This is a genomic window from Brucella sp. LJL56 (assembly GCF_054871705.1).
The window spans coordinates 346,308-365,615 of sequence record NZ_JBTXLQ010000003.1; the positions used below are offsets into that span (position 1 = coordinate 346,308).

Here is a 19,308-nt window from a genome sequence, read left to right on the forward strand (position 1 = left end):
AGAGCGGGCAAAGCCCGCTCGCCCCACAATCATTCCGCCGCTTCTACAGCGCATAGCGCATTGCATTCGACGGCGTCCCGCGCACCGGACAGGCTCGCCTGACCAAGCGCGACAACTACTGCGGCGCTGAGGCTGGCCACGACCGAAACCCAGAAGCCGTTTGCGGCACCAAAATTGTCGACCACCCAGCCAGCAACGAACGCGCCAAACGCCATTCCGATGCCGATGCCTGTCATGACCCAGGTAATACCTTCGGTCAGCATCGTCTCGGGGACGCGGCGTTCGATCAGGCCGAAGGCCGTGATGAATGTCGGCGAAATCGCAACACCGCTGACGAACACCGCCGTTGCAAGAAGCATGGTCGACGTACCGGCAAAAGGTAGCGGCAAGGCAGTCAGTGCCAGCACGCTGACGGCAATCATCAACTGGCGCTGCAGAGGCATCCGAAGCGCCAGTGCTCCAAGCGTTATCCCGACAAGGAACGAACCGATCGCGTAGACGCCGATCACAAGGCTGGCGGCGCCGGGCTGACCAAGCTCGCTTGTGATCGCCACGGCACTGACTTCGGCTGTCGCAAAAGTGGAGCCGACGAAGATAAGTGCCAGCGTGATGATCTGAACGGGACGCGACCAGATTGCGGAGCGTTGCGGGCCATTCTGATCGAGCACACGAACCGGCGGTTCACTGGAACGCTGCAAAAGGAAGGCGGTCGTGCCCACCGCCAGGAAAGCCGTGCTGATAAGCATCCCCGCTTCGGGAAACAACGAAACCGCCAAAGCCACGGAAAGGGAAGCACCTGAAATATAGACGAGTTCGTCTGCAGCCGACTCGAACGCGAAAGCGGTATTCAGTTCGGGACGGTTGCGGAAAATTTCCGTCCATCGTGCCCGCACCATTGCCGGGATGCTGGGCATGACACCAGCAAAGAATGCCGAGACGAACAATGTCCAGTTCGCCCAGCCCTGATTTGTTGCCGCAATCAGAAGGGCGAACGCTATCACCGAAACGATTGTGGCAGGCATGACGATGCGGCTTTGCCCGTAACGATCGACCAGCCGCGATATTTGCGGCGATATGAATGCATTCGTCAGTGCGAAAGTGGCCGAAACCGCTCCCGCAAGCCAATATTGACCATGAGTCTGCGCAAGCATGGCCACGATGCCGACCGGCGCCATCGCAAAGGGTAGACGGGCGAAGAACGCAGCCGCCGAAAAGCCGATAGCGCCTGGGGCGCTGAAAATTTCTCTATATGGATTGGACATCGGAGTGGGTCCTTGAAAGGGAGAATTACATCACTTGCATACGGTCCGTATGTTAATTAAATAATTGATACGCGGCGTATGTCAACTAATATACGAAGCGTATGCAAATAAAAGGAACCATGATGCGTAAGCCGCGAAGCGAAATGATTGCCGAAACAAGGACGAAGCTGATGGCTGCGGGCCGCAAGGCTTTCGGGACTGTTGGTTATGCCGAGGCTTCGATGGATGATTTTACCGCCTCCGCCGGGCTGACACGCGGCGCGCTCTATCACCATTTCGGTGACAAGAAGGGACTTCTACAGGCCGTGATCAACGAGATCGATTGCGAAATGGCCGCGAGACTATGCACGATTTCTGCGAGGGCACCCGACCGCTGGCAGGGTTTTGTCGACGAGAATGCGGCCTATATCGAGATGGCGCTTGAACCGGAAATCCAGCGGATCATGTTTCGCGACGGGCCGGCAGTGTTCGGCGATCCTTCGAGCTGGCCAAGCGCCAATGGCTGTATCCGCACGATAGCCACAAGCCTCGATGCCTTGCGTGAAGAAGGTATCATCGTCGATATCGACTCGGAAGCCGCCGCGCGACTGATCAATGCAGCGAGCAGCAGCGCCGCGCAATGGATTGCCAATTCGGACGATCCCGAAGCCACGTCAAAGCGAGCCGTCAAGGCGTTCAGGACGTTTCTGGAAGGCCTGTTGAAGCGGAAAAATTGAGCTATTTTTGTATTAACGCACATCTTATCCGAAAACCGTTTCACACTTTTCGGGATGCGCTCTAGCCCGACACGATCGACGTGAAATCAGCCGTGCCTGCAAAACGCGCGGCTCTTACCTTGCCGTATTTGCTCTTGTCGATGACGAGATGTTTCTCGACGGCGCGCTGCATTGCCATCTGCTTGATCGGCACTTCATGGAAGTGCGAGCAGGTGACCCCGTGCTGCTCATCGATGCCGCCAGCCGACAGAAAAGCCTTGTTGATGTTGACGCGCTTCAGGACGTCAATCCCCTCGTCCCCAGAAAACGATGCCGCTTCCGGGTGATAGAGCCCACCCAGAACGATGAGGCGGACATCGCTGCGCTGCGACAGGATTTCTGCAATGTTGAGAGCGTAGCAGACAACCGTAATGTGCTGGTTCTGCGGGATGCGATGAGCAAGGTGCGGCATCGTCGTGCCGCAATCGATGAAAACCGTATCATAGGGTTCGATCAGCGCTGCGGCTGCGGCACAGGCCTGCGCCTTGGCATTGGCATGACTGTCTTTTTCAAAATCAAAGACATAATCGCCATTCACACCGTCTTGCGTGGGGATAATGTAACCACCCAAACAATTCAGCATCCCGCCATCGCTGCCGATATCGCGGCGGATCGTCATTTCAGAAACGCCAAGACGCGCTGCCGCATCGCGCAGGCGAAGCACGCCGACTTCATCGACCAGCGCCGCCAGTTCGGCTATCCGCTCTTCCTTCCGGCTGATTCTGCTCACGCTGTCCCCATTCCTTGCGGTCCGCTCACCCCGTTTATACGTCCGTCACATTTCACGCAATGCGATCATCCGATCTTGACAGGCTGAACATAAATGTGAAACGATCCAAACATAATGATCGGATTGTAACATTATAATTCGCATTGTTGGGAGGATATGACAACAGGGTTTTGCGCGCCTCGAACAGAATTCCATTCTTCGAGGACGTCAGACAGGCGGGAAAACAGATCGAATTTTCGCCCGGCCGGGAAGCCGGGCATGGAGGAGAACGCCGACGCACTCACCGTTCCTGAGATGCGTCGGCGTAGCAACAATTGTGTTTGTCCGAGCCATCAAGGGCAGAGGGCCAAAGAATTCCCAGGGAGGAAATACCGGTGAAAAAATTTCTAGCATCCGTGGCGATTGCCATGTCCGTTGCCGTTCCGCACGCTTTCGCGGAAGGCGTCGTTGATACGTCGAAGATCAACAAGGAACTGATTACCACTGCCAATGACAAGAAATACACCATCGCAACCGTTGTGAAGGTGGACGGCATTGCCTGGTTCGACCGTATGCGTGATGGCGTCGACCAATTCAAGGCCGACACCGGCAATGACGTCTGGATGGTTGGTCCGAGTCAGGCGGATGCCGCGGCACAGGTGCAGATCGTTGAAAACCTGATTGCGCAGGGTGTTGACGCTATTGCTATCGTGCCGTTCTCGGTTGAAGCGGTGGAACCGGTTCTGAAGAAGGCGCGTGAACGCGGCATCGTCGTCATCAGCCACGAAGCATCCAACATTCAGAACGTCGATTTTGATATCGAAGCCTTCGACAACAAGGCCTACGGCGCGAACCTCATGAAGGAACTCGGCAAGTCGATGGGTGGCAAAGGCAAATATGTCACGACCGTCGGCAGCCTGACTTCCAAGTCGCAGATGGAATGGATCGACGGTGCCGTCGAATACCAGAAGGCCAACTTCCCGGAAATGTCGGAAGCAACCGGTCGTCTCGAAACCTATGACGATGCCAACACCGACTATAACAAGCTCAAGGAAGCGATGACCGCCTATCCGGACATCAAGGGCATTCTCGGCGCGCCGATGCCGACCTCTGCCGGTGCCGGACGCCTGATCGCCGAAGGCGGCCTGAAGGGCAAGGTCTTCTTCGCTGGCACGGGCCTCGTCTCGGTCGCTGGCGAATATCTGAAGAACGACGACATTCAGTACATCCAGTTCTGGGACCCTGCCGTTGCAGGCTACGCCATGAACATGCTGGCCGTCGCCGCACTTGAAAAGAAGAACGACCAGATCAAGGCCGGTCTCAATCTGGGCCTGCCTGGCTATGAAAGCCTGCTGGCACCGGACGCTGCCAAACCGAACCTGCTCTATGGTGCCGGTTGGGTCGGCGTGACCAAGGAAAACATGGATAAGTACGACTTCTAATATCCATGGATGTTCGATGGGAGGAGCTTCATGCTCCTCCCATCCGGCAAATTGCATTCCAGCCTTGCACGAGGCCTTCCCATGAGTGAAAACCTGATCGAACTGCGCCATATCGGAAAACGCTTCGGCGGTGTCAGGGCGCTGGACGATGTTTCCTTCGCCATCAAGCCCGGTGAAATCCACTGTCTCGCGGGCGAAAACGGCTCCGGCAAATCCACCATCATCAAGGTCATGTCGGGCGTCTACACGCCGGAAGACGGCGAGATACTGATCGACGGCAAATCCGTCGGCAAGCTCAACCCCGTCAAATCGGTTCATCACGGCATTCAGGTGATCTATCAGGACTTCTCTTTGTTCGGGAACCTGACCGTTGCCGAAAATCTGGCAATCAATACTTTCCTCATTGAAGGCCGCAAAAGCGTCGACTGGAAGCGCGTGCGCGAATTGGCGCAAAAGGCGCTGGACCGACTTGGCGTCAGCATGGACCTCGATGCGGATGTGGACAGCCTGCCGACATCGGGCAAGCAGATCGTGGCGATTGCGCGCGCCGTCATGGCTGACGCCCGCCTCATCATCATGGACGAACCAACCACCGCACTGACGCGGCATGAGGTCGATGCGCTGTTCAAGATCGTGCGCGATATTCAGGCACAGGGCATTGCGGTGCTCTTCGTCAGCCACAAGATGCGCGAAATGCTGGAAATCAGCGAAAGACTGACCGTCTTCCGCAATGGCAAAAAGGTTGCTGAAGGCCCGATTTCCGATTTCGACGAACCGTCAATCACTCGCGCCATGACCGGTCAGGAACTCACGTCGGACCATTATCACTGGACCCCGCGTGAAGGCGCTTCAACCAATCCGACCCTCGAAATCACAAACCTTTCTGTTCCGGGTTCGGTGGAAAATGCCAGCCTCACTCTCAACGCGGGCGAGATCGTCGGCATATCCGGGCTGATCGGCTCAGGCCGCACGGAACTGGCGCTGGCACTCTTCGGCATGAAGCCGCAATTCACCGGCACTGTTCGTATCGATGGCAGGCAAGTTCATCCGAAAACAGTTCAGGAGGGGATCGCCTGCGGCGTCGCCTATGTGCCGGAAGACCGCCTGACGGAAGGTCTGTTCCTCACGCAATCAATCGAGCGCAACATCATCGTCACATCGATCGAGAAATTCGTGCGTGGTCTTTTCATCGACCGCAGACAAGCCGATGCCACCACCCGCGACATGTTCTCGGCACTGCACATCGTCGCCCCCGGCCCGCATACGCCGGTCAATCACCTGTCGGGCGGCAACGCGCAGCGTGTGGTGCTGGCACGCTGGCTTTTGACAGGCGCGAAAGTGCTGATCCTCAACGGGCCGACTGTCGGTGTCGATGTCGGCTCCAAGGCGCAGATCCACAATATCATCCGCAAGCTCGCCCGCGATGAAGGGCTCGCTGTTCTGATGATCTCCGACGATGTGCCCGAGCTGGTGCAGAACTGCAATCGTGTGCTGGTGATGCATCGCGGACGTTTCGTCGACGAACTTTCCGGTGAAGCCATGACCGAAGATGCCGTCAATGACCGGCTCAAGACGCTGAATTGAGGAACCGGCCCATGAAGTTTTTCCGCAGTACCGAATTCATCATTGCCTGTGTGCTGTTCGCGGCGATGGTTATTATCGGCCTCATCAATCCGGCGTTCTGGTCGCTGGACAATATCTTCGGCCTTCTTCGCTCCAATGTCGTGATCGGCATCATGGCGCTTGGTGTCCTGCTGGTGATGATTTCCGGCGGCATCGACGTCTCTTTCACCGCCTTTGCCATCGCAGCCATGTATCTGACCGTCCGCGCCATGGTCTATCTCGGCTATGACGGCGTGCTCATTCCGTTTGTGGCGGCAACGCTGATCGGCCTGCTGCTTGGCGCTTTCAACGGTTTCATCATCCATCGCTTCAAGATGATCCCGCTGATCGTGACGCTCGGCACAGGCTCCATCGTGCGCGGGCTCGTGCTGGGCCTTGTCGGCACCAGCACCGTCAACATCAACAAGATGCCGAAGGAACTGATCGAATTCGGCAAGACGGATGTGATCTCGCTGACATCGGCCTCCGGCACGGCGTTCGGGCTGACCGCAATGTTCCTGGTCTATCTGGCGCTGGCGCTGCTGATCCACCTGACCCTCAACTATACGATGATCGGACGCAGCGTTTATGCCTATGGCGGCTCGCCGGAAGCGGCAAAGCGCGTCGGCTTCAACACCCGCCGCACGATCTTCTTCGTCTATTGCGTGGCAGGGGCGCTCGCAGGCTTCGCGGGCCTTCTGCATTCCTCGATGATCTGGCTTGCCAATCCGCGCGATTTCGTCGGGCTGGAGCTGGACGTGATCGCAGCCGTGGTTCTGGGCGGCGCGTCGATCTTTGGCGGACGCGGCACCGTTCTCGGCACGTTGATGGGTGTCTTCATGCTCGTCATGGTCAAGAACTCGCTCATCATCATGAAGGTGGACACCACATGGCAGCGCGTCGTGGTGGGTCTCATCATCATCGTCGCCACAGCCATCACCGCATGGCGCGACCGCAAAAGCATCGCCTGAAGGGAAAACGCGACATGAAACAGTCTTTCGACATGCGCCGCATCCTTGGCGGAGACAACAACATCATCCAGCTCATCGTCATCACTGTGCTGGTCTTTGCGCTGATGACCTGGATGAACCCGGACAAGTTCCTGCGCTATTACAACTTCGAATCCATCAGCTACATCATGCCGGAGCTGGGCATCCTCTCCGTCGCCATGATGATTGCCATGCTAACGGGCGGCATCGACCTTTCGGTGGTCGGCATCGCCAATCTGGCAGGCATCGTCGCCGGGGTTTATTTCCACTCCTCCATGGTGCAGGCAGCACAGGCTTCCGGCTCGGGAATGCTGTTCTATACCATCATTGGCATATTGCTCGCCTTGCTGATCGGACTGGTAGCGGGGCTGGTCAACGGCCTGCTGATCGCCAAGCTGCGCATCACGCCGATCCTCGCCACACTCGGCACCGGACAAGTCTTGATGGGGCTGGCCCTTGTTCTGACCGGTGGACCGGCCATCGTCGGTTTTCCCGACGCGTGGAACTGGGTCGGCAACGGCAAGATGTTCGGCATCGCCACACCCTTTCTGCTGTTCATCGCAGTTTGTATCGTCGTGGCAATTCTCCTGACACGCACGACGCTCGGCATCAATCTCATGCTGATCGGCACCAATCCGCGTGCAGCCGTCTTTGCCGGTATCCGCAAGGATCGCATGATCCTCTATTCCTACATGCTCACCGGCGTGCTTGCTTCCATAGCCGGGATCATCCTGTCTGGACGCACCAACGCAGCCAAGTCGGACTACGGCGCATCCTATCTGCTGCAAGCCGTGCTGATCGCCGTTCTCGGCGGCACCAATCCGGCAGGCGGAAAGGGACGTGTGCTGGGCATCGCAATCGCGCTGATCGCTCTGATGCTGCTTTCGTCCGGCTTCCAGATGATGCGGTTCTCCAACCACCTCATCGATTTCATCTGGGGTGCTTTCCTCATTCTCGTCATCGCGATCAACGCATCGCGCAATCAGGGCAGGTGACCTCTTATGCAGGACATCGAATTTCATCTTCGCCGTCAGGATTTTGTCCAACAGCCGCATGTGGTCGCCAATACTTATGGTCTCAGCGTCACGGCCTTTCGCTATCCAAGCGGTATCGAGGCTCTGCTGGTCGAGAACGAACGCGGCAACATCATCGTACTGCCATTCATGGGGCAGATGATCTGGGGCGCGGAGTTCGACGGCGTCGACCTGACCATGGGCAACAGCTTCTCCATGCCGCGCCCGGCAACCACCATCGTCGAGACCTATGGCTGCTTTGCTTTCCACAGCGGCATCCTGCGCAATGGCTGTCCTTCGCCTCAGGACAATCATCTTCTGCATGGAGAAATGGCCTGTGCGAAGATGGACAAGGCCGGGCTTCTGTTCGGCCATGACGAGCGCGGCGCCTTCGTGGAAATCACCGGTGAATATGAATATGTGATGGGCTTCGGCGCGCATTATCTGGCACGACCGAATGTGCGGCTCCACGCCGATGAAACATTGTTCGATATCACCATGGACGTCGAGAACCTTTCATCCGCTCCGATGGAGCTGATGTATATGTGCCACGTCAATTTCGCCTATGCGGAAGGTGCGCAGATCGTACAGCCGGTGCCCTACACACCGGATCATGTGCAGGTGCGCACTGCCGTTCCCGGTCACGTTACGCCCAATGATGATTACCTGTCGCTGATCGACGAACTGGCCTCCGATCCAGCCGCGATGGAAGTGCTGGACGAACCGAAGCGTTACGACCCCGAACAGGTCTTCTATATTCGCGGACTGCCGAAAGACACGGGCGGCAACACGCATCTGATGATGCAGCTTCCCGAAGGCGACGGGTTTGGCATTTCCTATTCGACTGACATTTTCCCCAAGACCGTGCGCTGGATTCTCGTGAACGGGGACGCTCAGGTTGCAGCCTTTGCCCTGCCCTCGACCTGCGAGCCGGAAGGCTATCTGGCGGAAAAGGCCAAGAACAATGTGCAGGTGCTGGCATCGGGTGAACGCGCCGTTTTCCCCGTGCGCGTCGGTTATCTCGATACCGCAGCCGCCGAAGAATTTGCAGCCTCGATCAAGGCACTCTGAAATTTCAAAGGAACATCTCATGACCAGAAAGATCGGAGTGGTCGGCTCCAACATGGTGGACCTCATCACCTATGTGAACCGTATGCCCGGCCCCGGTGAAACGCTGGAAGCGCCGACATTTGAAATCGGCTGCGGCGGCAAGGGTGCCAATCAGGCCGTGGCTGCCGCGCGCCTTGGCGCAGATGTGATGATGGTCACGCGGGTGGGTGACGATATTTTCGCGGACAATACCATCCGCAACCTGAATGAGTTCGGCGTCGATACGCGCCATGTGCGCCAGGTTCCCGGCAAATCGAGCGGCGTTGCGCCAATCTTTGTCGAACCATCGGGTGAAAACTCGATCCTGATCGTCAAGGGCGCCAATGCCGATCTTCTGCCTGCCGAAGTCGATAAGGCTGCCGACGATCTGAAAGCTTGCGGCCTTATCCTGATGCAGATGGAGGTTCCGGTTGAGACCGTCTATCACACCATCGCATTTGCGGCTGAAAACGGCATCGAAACCATTTTGAACCCTGCGCCTGCCGCCGCTGATCTTGATCCCGAATTGATCCGGCAGGTGACCTTTCTCGTGCCCAACGAAAGCGAGCTGGCGATCCTCTCCGGTCTGCCAACCGGCACGGACGATGAAATCGTCACCGCGGCGCGTTCGCTCATCGCGCGCGGCATCCGCACCGTCATCGTCACGCTCGGCGGACGCGGCGCGCGCATGATTACGGCAAACGAAATTGTCAATATCCCGCCGGTCAAGGTCACGCCAAAAGACACAACCGGCGCAGGCGATGCCTTTATCGGTTCGTTCGCCCGCTTTTACGCAGAAACCGGCAATGTGGAGGCCTCGCTTCGCAAAGCTGCACTTTATGCGGCCCATTCCATCACCCGGCCCGGCACGCAGAAAGCCTATGCCAGTTGGGAAGAATTCGAAACGTTCTGCCGCGATCACGCTCCCACGATCGAATGCGCCTGAACGCATCTGAACTTATGAACGGACAATGAAATGACCGAAGCCCTCCCCCGCAATAACGGGACACCGCTCAAGCCGGAATGGTTTGAGGACGTGTCCGTCAATCGCAGCGCTTCCGAGCGCCGCTCCGCCACAATCAGCGCCCGCCGTTCGGTGAAAAAGGAATATCAGGCTGCGTGGCTCATCCGTGCCATCCAGTGCATCGACCTGACGACGCTCGCAGGCGACGACACGGCGGGGCGCGTCCGCAGGCTCTGCGCCAAGGCACGTCGTCCGGTGCGCGAGGATATTCTGGAAGCGCTGGGCCTTGCAGATGCGGGCATTACCACCGGCGCTGTCTGCGTTTATCCCACCATGGTGCCGCATGCCGTGAAGGCGCTCGAGGGCTCCGGCATTCCGGTCGCCTCTGTTGCGACGGGCTTTCCCGCCGGACTGACGCCGCTGCCACTTCGCCTTGCAGAAATCACCTATGCCGTCGAACAGGGTGCGCATGAAATCGACATTGTGATTACCCGCGAGCATGTGCTGACGCAGAACTGGTCGGCCCTCTACGACGAGATTGCCGCCATGCGTGAAGCGTGCGGTGAAGCGCATATGAAGGCGATCCTCGCCACTGGCGACCTCAACACGCTGACCAATGTTTATCGCGCCTCGATGGTGGCGATGCAGGCAGGCGCCGATTTCATCAAGACCTCGACGGGCAAGGAAGACGTCAACGCCACTTTGCCGGTGAGCCTGACCATGGTGCGAGCACTGCGCGATTATGGCGAGCTGTCCGGTCAAAGTGTCGGCTTCAAACCTGCGGGCGGCCTCAAGACGGCCAAGGATGCGCTCACCTGGCTCAGCCTCATGAAAGAAGAGCTCGGTAATCGCTGGCTGGAGCCCGATCTTTTCCGCATCGGCGCAAGCTCGCTTCTCGGCGATGTCGAACGGCAATTGGAGCACTTCGTGACCGGACGCTACTCCGCCGCCAACCGTCACGCCGCTGCTTAAACTTGGAATTTCGCATTCTCCTACGCAAAACCGCTTCGCACTTTTGCTGGAAATGCTCGTAAGGAATACAAATATGCGACCCATCAAGGACATCCTGAAGACCATGGAATATGGACCTTCCCCCGAAGCAAACGGCGATGTGAACCTGTGGCTGGAACAGCATGGCCGCTCTTTCGGCCACTATATCAACGGCATTTTTGTCAAACCGGAAGGCCGCAAGACGATTGCGGTTGCCAATCCGGCCAATAATGACAAGCTCGCTGAAATCATCTGCGGCAATGCGGAAGATGTCGATCAGGCGGTGAAAGCCGCCCGCGCTGCCTTCGGCAAATGGTCCAAACTGTCTGGCTATGAGCGCGCCAAATATCTCTATGCCATCGCGCGCCACATTCAGAAGCGCGAGCGCTTTCTGGCCGTGCTGGAAACCATGGACAATGGTAAATCGATCCGCGAAACCCGCGATATCGACATTCCGCTCGCCACCCGTCACTTCTATCACCACGCAGGCTGGGCCGAGATGGTGGAAGATGAATTCAAGAGCTTTTCGCCGGTTGGCGTCTGCGGTCAGGTCATTCCGTGGAATTTCCCGCTTCTCATGCTTGCCTGGAAAATCGCGCCTGCTTTGGCTGCCGGCAACACAGTCGTTTTGAAGCCTGCCGATCTGACACCGCTTTCAGCCATTGCCTTTGCTGAAATCTGTCATGAGGTCGGCCTGCCCGCCGGTGTCGTCAACATCGTGCAGGGCGATGGCACCACGGGTGCGGAAATCTGCGGTCACGACGGCGTGGACAAGGTCGCCTTCACCGGCTCCACGCAGGTTGGTCGTATTATCCGCGAGCAGATTGCCGGATCGGGCAAAAAGCTGTCGCTGGAACTGGGTGGCAAGTCGCCCTTCATCGTCTTCGAAGATGCCGATCTCGATGCCGCCGTCGAAGGCGTGGTCGATGCCATCTGGTTCAATCAGGGCGAAGTCTGTTGCGCAGGCTCGCGCCTGCTCGTGCAGGAAGGCATTGCCGACCGCTTCTATGCCAAGCTCAGAAAGCGTCTCGAAAGCTTGCGTGTTGGCGATCCGCTCGACAAATCCACCGATGTCGGCGCCATTGTTTCACCCGGTCAGGTGAAGCGCATTTCCGATCTGATCCAGAAGGGCATTGAGGAAGGCGGCGAGCTCTGGCAGACGCCGAACCCGCTACCCGCAAAGGGCAATTACATCGCGCCCGGCTTCTTCACCGAAGTGGATCAGGCATCAACCGTCTGTCAGGTGGAAATCTTCGGACCGATTGCGGCGGCGACAACCTTCCGCACACCGGACGAAGCCGTCACGCTCGCCAACAACACACGTTACGGATTGGCCGCTTCGATCTGGTCCGAAAACATCAATGTCGCACTCGATCTTGCTGCGCGGGTGAAGGCCGGCGTCGTCTGGATCAACTGCACAAACATGCTGGATGCAGGCGCAGGCTTCGGTGGCTACCGCGAGAGCGGTTTCGGTCGCGAGGGTGCACGCGAAGGCATGTACGAATATCTCGTTTCCGATTGGGAAAAAGCGCTTTCCTCGGCCAAGATTGCGGAAGCTTTCGTGCCGTCGGCCTCACCTTCCGGGAATGACACAATCACCATCGACGGTATCGACCGGACGATGAAGAACTATATCGGCGGCAAGCAGGCCCGTCCCGATGGTGGCTACAGCTATTCGGTCATCGGCAAGAGCGGTGCGGTCATCGGCCAGGCGGGTATCGGCAGCCGCAAGGACATTCGCAACGCGGTGGAAGCAGCGAGCAAAGCTGGAAGCTGGGGTGCCGCGACGGCGCATAACCGGGCGCAAGTGCTCTATTATCTCGGCGAAAACCTCGATGCGCGCCGTGCGGATTTCGTCGCGCGACTGATCGAAAGTACCAGTATCAGCGAGAAAAAGGCCGCAGAAGAATTCGAAGCTGCATTGCGCTGCATTTTCTATTACGCCGCGCAGGCCGACAAGTTCGATGGAGCAGTTCATTCCACCAAGTCGCGCCATGTGACACTGGCGATGAACGAACCATGGGGCGTCATGGGCATCGTCTGCCCTGACGAAGCGCCGCTTCTCTCACTCGTCTCTCTGGTTTTGCCTGCCATTGCGATGGGTAACCGGACCGTGGTTGTGCCTTCGAGCCGTCATCCGCTGATCGCAGGCGATTTCTATCAGGTGCTCGACACCTCCGATGTGCCGGGCGGCGTGATCAATATCGTCACCGGCGAGCGCGACCTTCTGACGAAGACACTTGCCGAGCACGATGATGTTGCCGCACTCTGGTATTTCGGTTCGCGCGACGGCAGCGCCATGGTGGAGAAAGCGTCGGCTGGCAATCTCAAAGCAACCTGGGTCAATAATGGCCGTCTGCCAAACTGGCTCAACAAGACCGAAGGGCAAGGCCGCGACTATCTGCGCCGTGCCATTCAGGTGAAGAATATCTGGGTGCCTTACGGGGCATAGATCAGAACCGAAAGGCCCGCTCCGGCGGGCCTTTCGCTGCGGGGTCTTCGCGCTTATTGCGGCACCCATAAAATAGTGTCGGGATTGATCCCCAGCAGCAACGCCTGCGCGACCGCACGTGCCTTTAGTTCCTCGCCCGCGTCAGGCTCGCGCGAAAGCACCCAGAAATAGCTTCGCGTCGAACCGACGATGATAGACCACTGATAGCCCTCTTCATCGATATCAATGATATTATAGCCACCGTAGAAGGGACCGAAGAAGGATACTTTCAACGCGCCTTCATCGGCAGATCGCACAAAGCGGGCGGTTCCTGTAGCTTGCGTCCAGCGTCCCTTCCAGGGATCGAAGCCGCGATTGACCACTTTGACGGTTTGATCGGGGTCCAATGAATATTCCGCCGTCGTTCGGGTCAGGCCGCGCTCGAAACGATTTTCAAGGCGCCCGACCTCGTACCAACGGCCCAGATAGCGCGTGAGATCGAAGGGTTTTACCGGCACGATACCCTGTGGAATCTGCGGCGAGCTTGCCCGCGTCAGCGCATATCCCACCGCCAGCCCTGTCAGACCAAGAGCAAGCTTTCCAAATCTCATCGTCTTCCCTTCCTTTGTTGCATGAAGAGACAAACCGATGTGATGGCGATTGGTTCAGAACCGCAAACAACGCAGGCTTCCGCAGCGTCATCCCACTGTCATGCAATCGGAATAGAAGCTCCCAATCGATTTGGATTGTGGGAAAATGTTGCATTCCTCGAATATTAAAGCGGATATCGCCGTTCAGGCCGAGGGGCTGAATCTGGCCTATGGTCCGGCCACCATATTGAAGAATATCGATCTTTCACTGCCGAAGGGACAGACGCTCGCCCTGCTCGGACCATCCGGTTGCGGCAAGACAACGCTGCTCCGTCTCGTGGCTGGTCTTCTCGCCCCAACGAAGGGCTCGATCACGATCAACGGCGTCACCGTCGCAGATGCCTCGACCAGAACCTTCATTCCGCCTGAGAAGCGCCATCTCGGCATGGTGTTTCAGGATTATGCGCTCTGGCCGCATATGACTGTTTTCGGCAATGTATCATTCCCACTTGAGATGCGCGGGCTCGGTCGCGCTGAGCGCGAGAAGCGGGTTGCCTCCGCACTCGATCGTGTCGGCCTGACCGGCTTCGGTGATCGCGCCATCAGCGATATGTCGGGTGGCCAGCAGCAGCGCGTCGCCATTGCCCGCGCTATAGTCGCCGAACCGGGACTGGTATTGTTCGATGAACCGCTTTCCAATCTCGATCGCGAGCTGCGCGAAAACATGGTCACAGAGATCGGGCAGCTTGTCGCCAATCTGGGACTGACTGCAATCTATGTCACGCACGACCAGAGCGAAGCGTTCTCGCTTGCCGATCAGGTAGCCGTCATGCGTGCCGGTGTGATCGAACAGCTCGCCGCACCCGAAGCGCTTGTCGCAGAACCGACGACACCGGAGGTCGCCGATTTTCTACGGCTTGGCTGCGTGGTGCCTGTAGAACACCTCGACAATGCCTACCGGATTGCGCGCACCGAAATCCACATCGCCCATGGCTCCATCGCGGGACATGCAACGCATGTGTTGTTGCCGTCACGCTCGGTTCGTAGCGTTCCCGTCCATGAAGCTTCAATTCCGGCGACAGTCCTGCGCTCGCAATTTCGCGGTGATGGTCATTTGACCACGGTGCGCATCGGCTCACAGCAGGACGGTCACGAACTGACCTATCTCGACAGCATCCGCCTTTCACCCGGCGTTCCGGTCGGTATTTCGGTCGATGCCAGCCAGCTTCGCTGGTTCTCAAAATAAGACCATCACATCAGGTAACATCTCAGGAGGCACAGATGAAGAAATCCATTCTCGGCGCGGGGCTTGCGCTTGTTACTGCTTTGCTCACCAGCACGGCTGCCTATGCGGACATCACGGTTTATTCGGCAGGCCCCGGCAGCCTGATTGAAAAGCTGGCAGCGGGCTTCACCACCAAGACCGGCACAAAGGTCAATGTCTTTCAGGCAACCACCGGCAAGGTCATGGCCCGCATCGAAGCGGAAGCTGCCAATCCGGTCGTCGACGTTCTGATTTCCGCATCGTGGGATACGGCAACCGATTTCGCCAAGCGCGACTGGCTAGTCGCCTATACCAGCCCGAACGCCGAGAAAGTGCCGGATTTTCTCAAGAATGAAACGGCGGTTGCGCAGGGCGTCTCTGCCCTCGGTATCGCTTGGAACCCTGCCAGCAAGACGCCGAAGCCCGCCGAATGGGCGGATCTCGCCAAGCCTGAATACAAGGATCTGGTCAACCTGCCGGACCCGGCACAGTCGGGCGCGACCTTCGAGCTCGTCGCTGCCCTTCAGGCACAGCAGGGCTGGGACCTGTTCAAGAACCTGCATGAAAACGGCGCCGCTGTCGCCGGTGCCAATGCAGAAGCTTTGAACCCTGTCCTCCAGGGTGCGAAGGCAGCAGTGTTCGGCGCAGTCGATTACATCTCGCTTGCCGGCAAGGCCAAGGGTGAATCCATCGACGTCATTTTCCCGGCATCCGGTACCGTGATCGCACCACGCCCGGCCATGATCCTCAAATGGTCGAAGAACCAGGACGAGGCCAAGCAGTTCGTCGATTACATGCTGTCCGATGAAGGCCAGAAAATGGTTGCCGACACCTATCTGATGCCGTCGCGCACGGATATTTCGGCCAATCGTCCACTGATCGGCGATCTCAAAATCCTGCCGGTCGACGCCAAGGAAGTCTATGGCAAGCGCAACGAAACGCTGAAGGAGTTCGGCGCCGCATTCGCCGTTAGCAACTGATTTTTGAAGGACAGGCAGACATGAAGTCAAGCAGTGCGGCGGCTGGCAATCCGCTCGGATTCGTTGCGGTTGCAGGGCTCGCATTCATCGTCGCGGTGCCGTTTGTCTTCATTGTCCTTCAGGCAATCTTTCCGCAGTTGGGGAGAGGCTCGCTGGCCGAGCCTTTCCTGCATCTCTCAGCCCTGTTCGAAGAACCGAAACTTTTGCGCATGAGCGGCAATACCGTGCTGCTCGGGCTTTCGGTGGTGGCACTTTCCGCCCTCATCGCCGTTCCGCTTGCGGTTTTCAGAGCGCTCTACAAGGTTCCTTTCGCCGTATTGTGGGACGTGCTGATGCTCGTTCCCTTCATGATCCCGCCCTATATCGCCACACTTGGCTGGATCATGACCCTGCAACCGCGCGGCTATCTTGAACAGCTCGCCGGTTTCAATCTGGCTCCCTTCCTGTTCTCGGTCGCGGGCATGAGCTTCGTCATGGCGCTGAATACGTTTCCGCTCGTCTATTTTGCGGTGTCGCGCACGATTGAAGCGGTCGGCGCGCGCTATTCCGACGTCGGACGCGTGTTCGGAGCTTCGCCGTGGCGCTCCTTTATCCGCATTACCCTGCCGCTTGCGACGCCGGGTCTCGCGGCAAGCCTCCTTCTGGTTTTCGCGGCCGCTATTGAGGAATACGGCACGCCCGCAGCCCTTGGACGCCGTTCAGGTTTCGACGTACTGGTGACGGAAATCGACCTGCGAATTTCCGACTGGCCCATCGACCTTGCCGGAGCCGCCGTCTTTTCACTGACGCTTGTCTGCCTGTCGCTGGCCGCTTTTCTGGTCCAGCGCTGGATACTGACACGCCGCTCCTATGTGACGACTGGCGGCAAGCCACAGGCAAAGGACAAACGTTCGCTCGGAGCGCTCACCATTCCCGTGGTTGCTCTCTTCGCCATCGTCGCCTTTGCCGCAACCGGTATTCCTTCGCTGGCCATTCTGGCGAGCGCCCTTTCCAAAACCGTTTCCGGCGGGCTGATCCTGTCGAATCTCGGCTTTGACAATTTCGCCGCCATTGCCGACAACAGCGCAGGGGGCATACGTGCACTGCTCAACAGCTTGTCGCTCGGCATTGCAAGCGCCCTGCTGACAGGACTCCTCGGCGCGGTTGCCGCCTATGCCGTAGTGAAGATGCGCTTTCGCGGGCGCTTCTGGCTCGACGTGCTGACCGTTCTGCCGAATGCCCTGCCCGGCGTCGTTGTGGCAGTCGGTCTCATTCTGGCATGGAACCAGCCCGTGCTACCCGTCTCGCCATACAACACACCGCTGATCCTGTTGCTTGCCTATTGCTGCATTCTTCTACCGCAGCCGATCCGCTATGCATCGGCTGCCTTTCACCAGATCGGTGACAATCTGGAAGCTGCGGCACGGGTCTGCGGTGCAAACAGTTTCACTGCTTTCCGCCGCATTATGCTGCCGCTGATCGCGCCGAGCCTCATAACCGCCATGCTGCTCGTCTTCGCCGTCGCGACCCGTGAGCTGGTCGCGTCGATCCTGGTCGCTCCGGTTGGAATGCAGACCATCTCGATCTTCATCTGGCGCCAGTTCGAACAGGGGTCGGTCGGCCTCGGCATGGCCATGGCATTCATAGCCATTCTCATCACCACGCTTCTGCCGCTGGTCCTCATGGGGTTGTTGAAGCGCTCGGGTCTCGTTAGAATTTGACCTGCCCTCCTGATCGGGGCCCTCCTGATCGGGCAATGCGCGCAAACAACGAGATAGAGCGGCTCCAATGATCCCGTACTGACTGGGAGTGCTCCGGGAGAACGGTTTTGACGAAACAACCCGTCGTCTTGAAAAGAGAAGAATGGGCGAGGCGCGAAGATGCCTGGTCCGGCCGTGTCGAAGGCAAGAGATTTGGCACCGACGCGTCAATCATATTCTTTTCAACCGATGTTGTCGGACACGGACCCAAACTGCACCGGCACCCCTATGACGAAATTTTCATTGTCCGCCAGGGGAAAGCTTTGTTCATTGTCGGCGATGAACAGATCGAGGCGACGGAAGGACAGGTCGTCTTCGGCCCCGCAAACATACCGCACAAATTCATCAATCTGGGACCCGGACGTCTGGAAACAACCGACATTCACGTCAGCCAGCATTTCGAGCAGGAAGATCTTGAGTGAACACGGGCGGTCGGGATCGCGCGTTTCCCCTCCCTCATTATTGGCAGAATTATCTTGCGTCAGCCCTATAAGATGATATTTTTAGTCATATTAATATGATGCATCCTGGCGCATTTCCGGCGAACAGTCCGGGGCCTCATCGGAACGCTGTTTAAATACGGATCGGAACAGTTTGGGCTTTTGGCATTCTATGATCTGGCAAGCCGAAGGTATCCGGGTGGTTGCGCCGGTCCAATGGCGTGTACTGGACGGGCTGGTCAGCGTCTTTTGGGAGGCCGAAAGCCAGACGGGAGCCAACGGCTATTTCCTGTCGCATGATCCCCGCATCATGATCTTTTTCCAGGATGTCTCATCCAACATTCGCATATCGAACGACAATGGTGTCTTTGGCCAGCGCCACCGCCCGATGACACGTGCGATCTATATACCGGCCGGCGTCCCTATGTGGACGAACACGGTTTCGCTCCACCGTTTTTCGCACCTCAACCTGCATTTCCATAAAGACCGGCTACTCAGATATCTCAGCCCTGCGCTCGGTGCGTCTATGGCCATGGCCGCCATGCGCAGCCCGGTCGAGATTCAGGATCTTGGTGCGATAGAGACACTTGCTCGCCTGCTGGTCGACGAAACGGCCAATCCGTCGAAACATGGGCTTTTCGCAGAAAACCTGATCGGCAGTATTCTGACCGGCCTGCTCGATATACCGGGCGAAGAGAACAAACAGGGCTATGGCCGCCTCACCATGGCGCAGATGAACAAGCTGAACGCACGGTTCGATAGCTGCAGCGATCGCCGGTTAAGCGTCGCCGAAATGGCAGCTTCCGTTGGTCTGTCGGAAAGCTGGTTCGCCAATGTCTTCAAACAGACAACCGGCAAAACCCCGCTGCAATGGCAGATGGCAAAACGCATCGATCTGGCGCAACAGTTGCTGGCGGAAAGCGAGATGACTGTTGCCGGCATCGCTGCCCAGCTCGGATTTACCGATCAGGCCCATCTGACCAAAGCCTTCCGCCAGGTGGTGGGTGAAACACCGGCCGCCTGGCGACGCTTCCAGTCGAACCGCTAAT

General features: G+C 57.9%; 17 protein-coding genes. 14 read left to right on the forward strand and 3 right to left on the reverse strand.

Annotated elements, in window-relative coordinates:
- Positions 1–29 precede the first annotated feature (29 nt).
- Positions 30–1,262, reverse strand: a complete 1,233-nt coding sequence (locus ACYSN1_RS13640; protein WP_461726173.1) for an MFS transporter — start codon at positions 1,260–1,262, stop codon at positions 30–32.
- Positions 1,263–1,384: 122 nt separating this feature from the next.
- On the opposite strand from ACYSN1_RS13640, the gene ACYSN1_RS13645 reads away from it, so the two are divergent.
- Positions 1,385–1,978: a TetR/AcrR family transcriptional regulator gene (locus ACYSN1_RS13645; RefSeq protein ID WP_461726174.1), complete on the forward strand. Its 594-nt coding sequence runs from the start codon at positions 1,385–1,387 to the stop codon at positions 1,976–1,978.
- A gap of 61 nt (positions 1,979–2,039) precedes the next feature.
- Here ACYSN1_RS13645 and ACYSN1_RS13650 read toward each other — a convergent pair whose 3' ends face one another.
- Positions 2,040–2,747, reverse strand: coding sequence for a DeoR/GlpR family DNA-binding transcription regulator (locus ACYSN1_RS13650; RefSeq protein WP_461726175.1), 708 nt, complete (start codon positions 2,745–2,747; stop codon positions 2,040–2,042).
- A 374-nt stretch (positions 2,748–3,121) separates the two neighbouring features.
- On the opposite strand from ACYSN1_RS13650, the gene ACYSN1_RS13655 reads away from it, so the two are divergent.
- The 8 genes from ACYSN1_RS13655 to ACYSN1_RS13690 all read left to right on the forward strand — a co-directional run bounded on the left by ACYSN1_RS13655 (position 3,122) and on the right by ACYSN1_RS13690 (position 13,267).
- A complete protein-coding gene (locus ACYSN1_RS13655; protein WP_461726176.1) occupies positions 3,122–4,168 on the forward strand; it encodes a substrate-binding domain-containing protein in 1,047 nt (348 codons plus the stop codon).
- Positions 4,169–4,249: 81 nt separating this feature from the next.
- Complete coding sequence (locus tag ACYSN1_RS13660) at positions 4,250–5,752, forward strand: sugar ABC transporter ATP-binding protein (protein WP_461726177.1); 1,503 nt, start codon at positions 4,250–4,252, stop codon at positions 5,750–5,752.
- An 11-nt stretch (positions 5,753–5,763) separates the two neighbouring features.
- Positions 5,764–6,741: an ABC transporter permease gene (locus ACYSN1_RS13665; protein WP_461726178.1), complete on the forward strand. Its 978-nt coding sequence runs from the start codon at positions 5,764–5,766 to the stop codon at positions 6,739–6,741.
- 14 nt (positions 6,742–6,755) lie between these two features.
- Positions 6,756–7,754 carry an ABC transporter permease gene (locus ACYSN1_RS13670; protein WP_461726179.1) on the forward strand — a complete coding sequence of 333 codons (999 nt, stop codon included), beginning with the start codon at positions 6,756–6,758 and terminating at the stop codon, positions 7,752–7,754.
- 6 nt (positions 7,755–7,760) lie between these two features.
- The gene (locus ACYSN1_RS13675) at positions 7,761–8,843 is read left to right on the forward strand and encodes an aldose 1-epimerase family protein (protein WP_461726180.1); all 1,083 of its coding nucleotides are present in this window, start codon (positions 7,761–7,763) and stop codon (positions 8,841–8,843) included.
- Positions 8,844–8,862: 19 nt separating this feature from the next.
- Positions 8,863–9,807, forward strand: coding sequence for a ribokinase (gene rbsK, locus ACYSN1_RS13680; RefSeq protein WP_461726181.1), 945 nt, complete (start codon positions 8,863–8,865; stop codon positions 9,805–9,807).
- A 30-nt stretch (positions 9,808–9,837) separates the two neighbouring features.
- Entirely contained in the window at positions 9,838–10,797 is a 960-nt protein-coding gene (gene deoC / locus ACYSN1_RS13685; protein WP_461726182.1) for a deoxyribose-phosphate aldolase, read from the forward strand.
- Between the two features lie 73 nt (positions 10,798–10,870).
- On the forward strand, positions 10,871–13,267 hold the full coding sequence (locus tag ACYSN1_RS13690) for an aldehyde dehydrogenase family protein (protein ID WP_461726183.1): 2,397 nt from the start codon (positions 10,871–10,873) through the stop codon (positions 13,265–13,267).
- Positions 13,268–13,320: 53 nt separating this feature from the next.
- On the opposite strand, the gene ACYSN1_RS13695 is transcribed toward ACYSN1_RS13690, so the two are convergent.
- Complete coding sequence (locus ACYSN1_RS13695) at positions 13,321–13,857, reverse strand: lipocalin family protein (protein ID WP_461726184.1); 537 nt, start codon at positions 13,855–13,857, stop codon at positions 13,321–13,323.
- 145 nt (positions 13,858–14,002) lie between these two features.
- Between ACYSN1_RS13695 and ACYSN1_RS13700 the strand changes: the two genes are divergently transcribed.
- The 5 genes from ACYSN1_RS13700 (at position 14,003) to ACYSN1_RS13720 (ending at position 19,307) form a co-directional block, all read left to right on the forward strand.
- A complete protein-coding gene (locus ACYSN1_RS13700; protein WP_461726185.1) occupies positions 14,003–15,082 on the forward strand; it encodes an ABC transporter ATP-binding protein in 1,080 nt (359 codons plus the stop codon).
- Positions 15,083–15,117: 35 nt separating this feature from the next.
- The gene (locus tag ACYSN1_RS13705) at positions 15,118–16,080 is read left to right on the forward strand and encodes an ABC transporter substrate-binding protein (RefSeq protein ID WP_461726186.1); all 963 of its coding nucleotides are present in this window, start codon (positions 15,118–15,120) and stop codon (positions 16,078–16,080) included.
- 20 nt (positions 16,081–16,100) lie between these two features.
- Positions 16,101–17,780, forward strand: coding sequence for an ABC transporter permease (locus ACYSN1_RS13710; protein WP_461726187.1), 1,680 nt, complete (start codon positions 16,101–16,103; stop codon positions 17,778–17,780).
- 107 nt (positions 17,781–17,887) lie between these two features.
- Positions 17,888–18,241, forward strand: a complete 354-nt coding sequence (locus tag ACYSN1_RS13715; protein ID WP_105544946.1) for a cupin domain-containing protein — start codon at positions 17,888–17,890, stop codon at positions 18,239–18,241.
- 172 nt (positions 18,242–18,413) lie between these two features.
- Entirely contained in the window at positions 18,414–19,307 is an 894-nt protein-coding gene (locus tag ACYSN1_RS13720) for a helix-turn-helix domain-containing protein (protein ID WP_461726188.1), read from the forward strand.
- The last annotated feature ends 1 nt before the right edge of the window (position 19,308 follow it).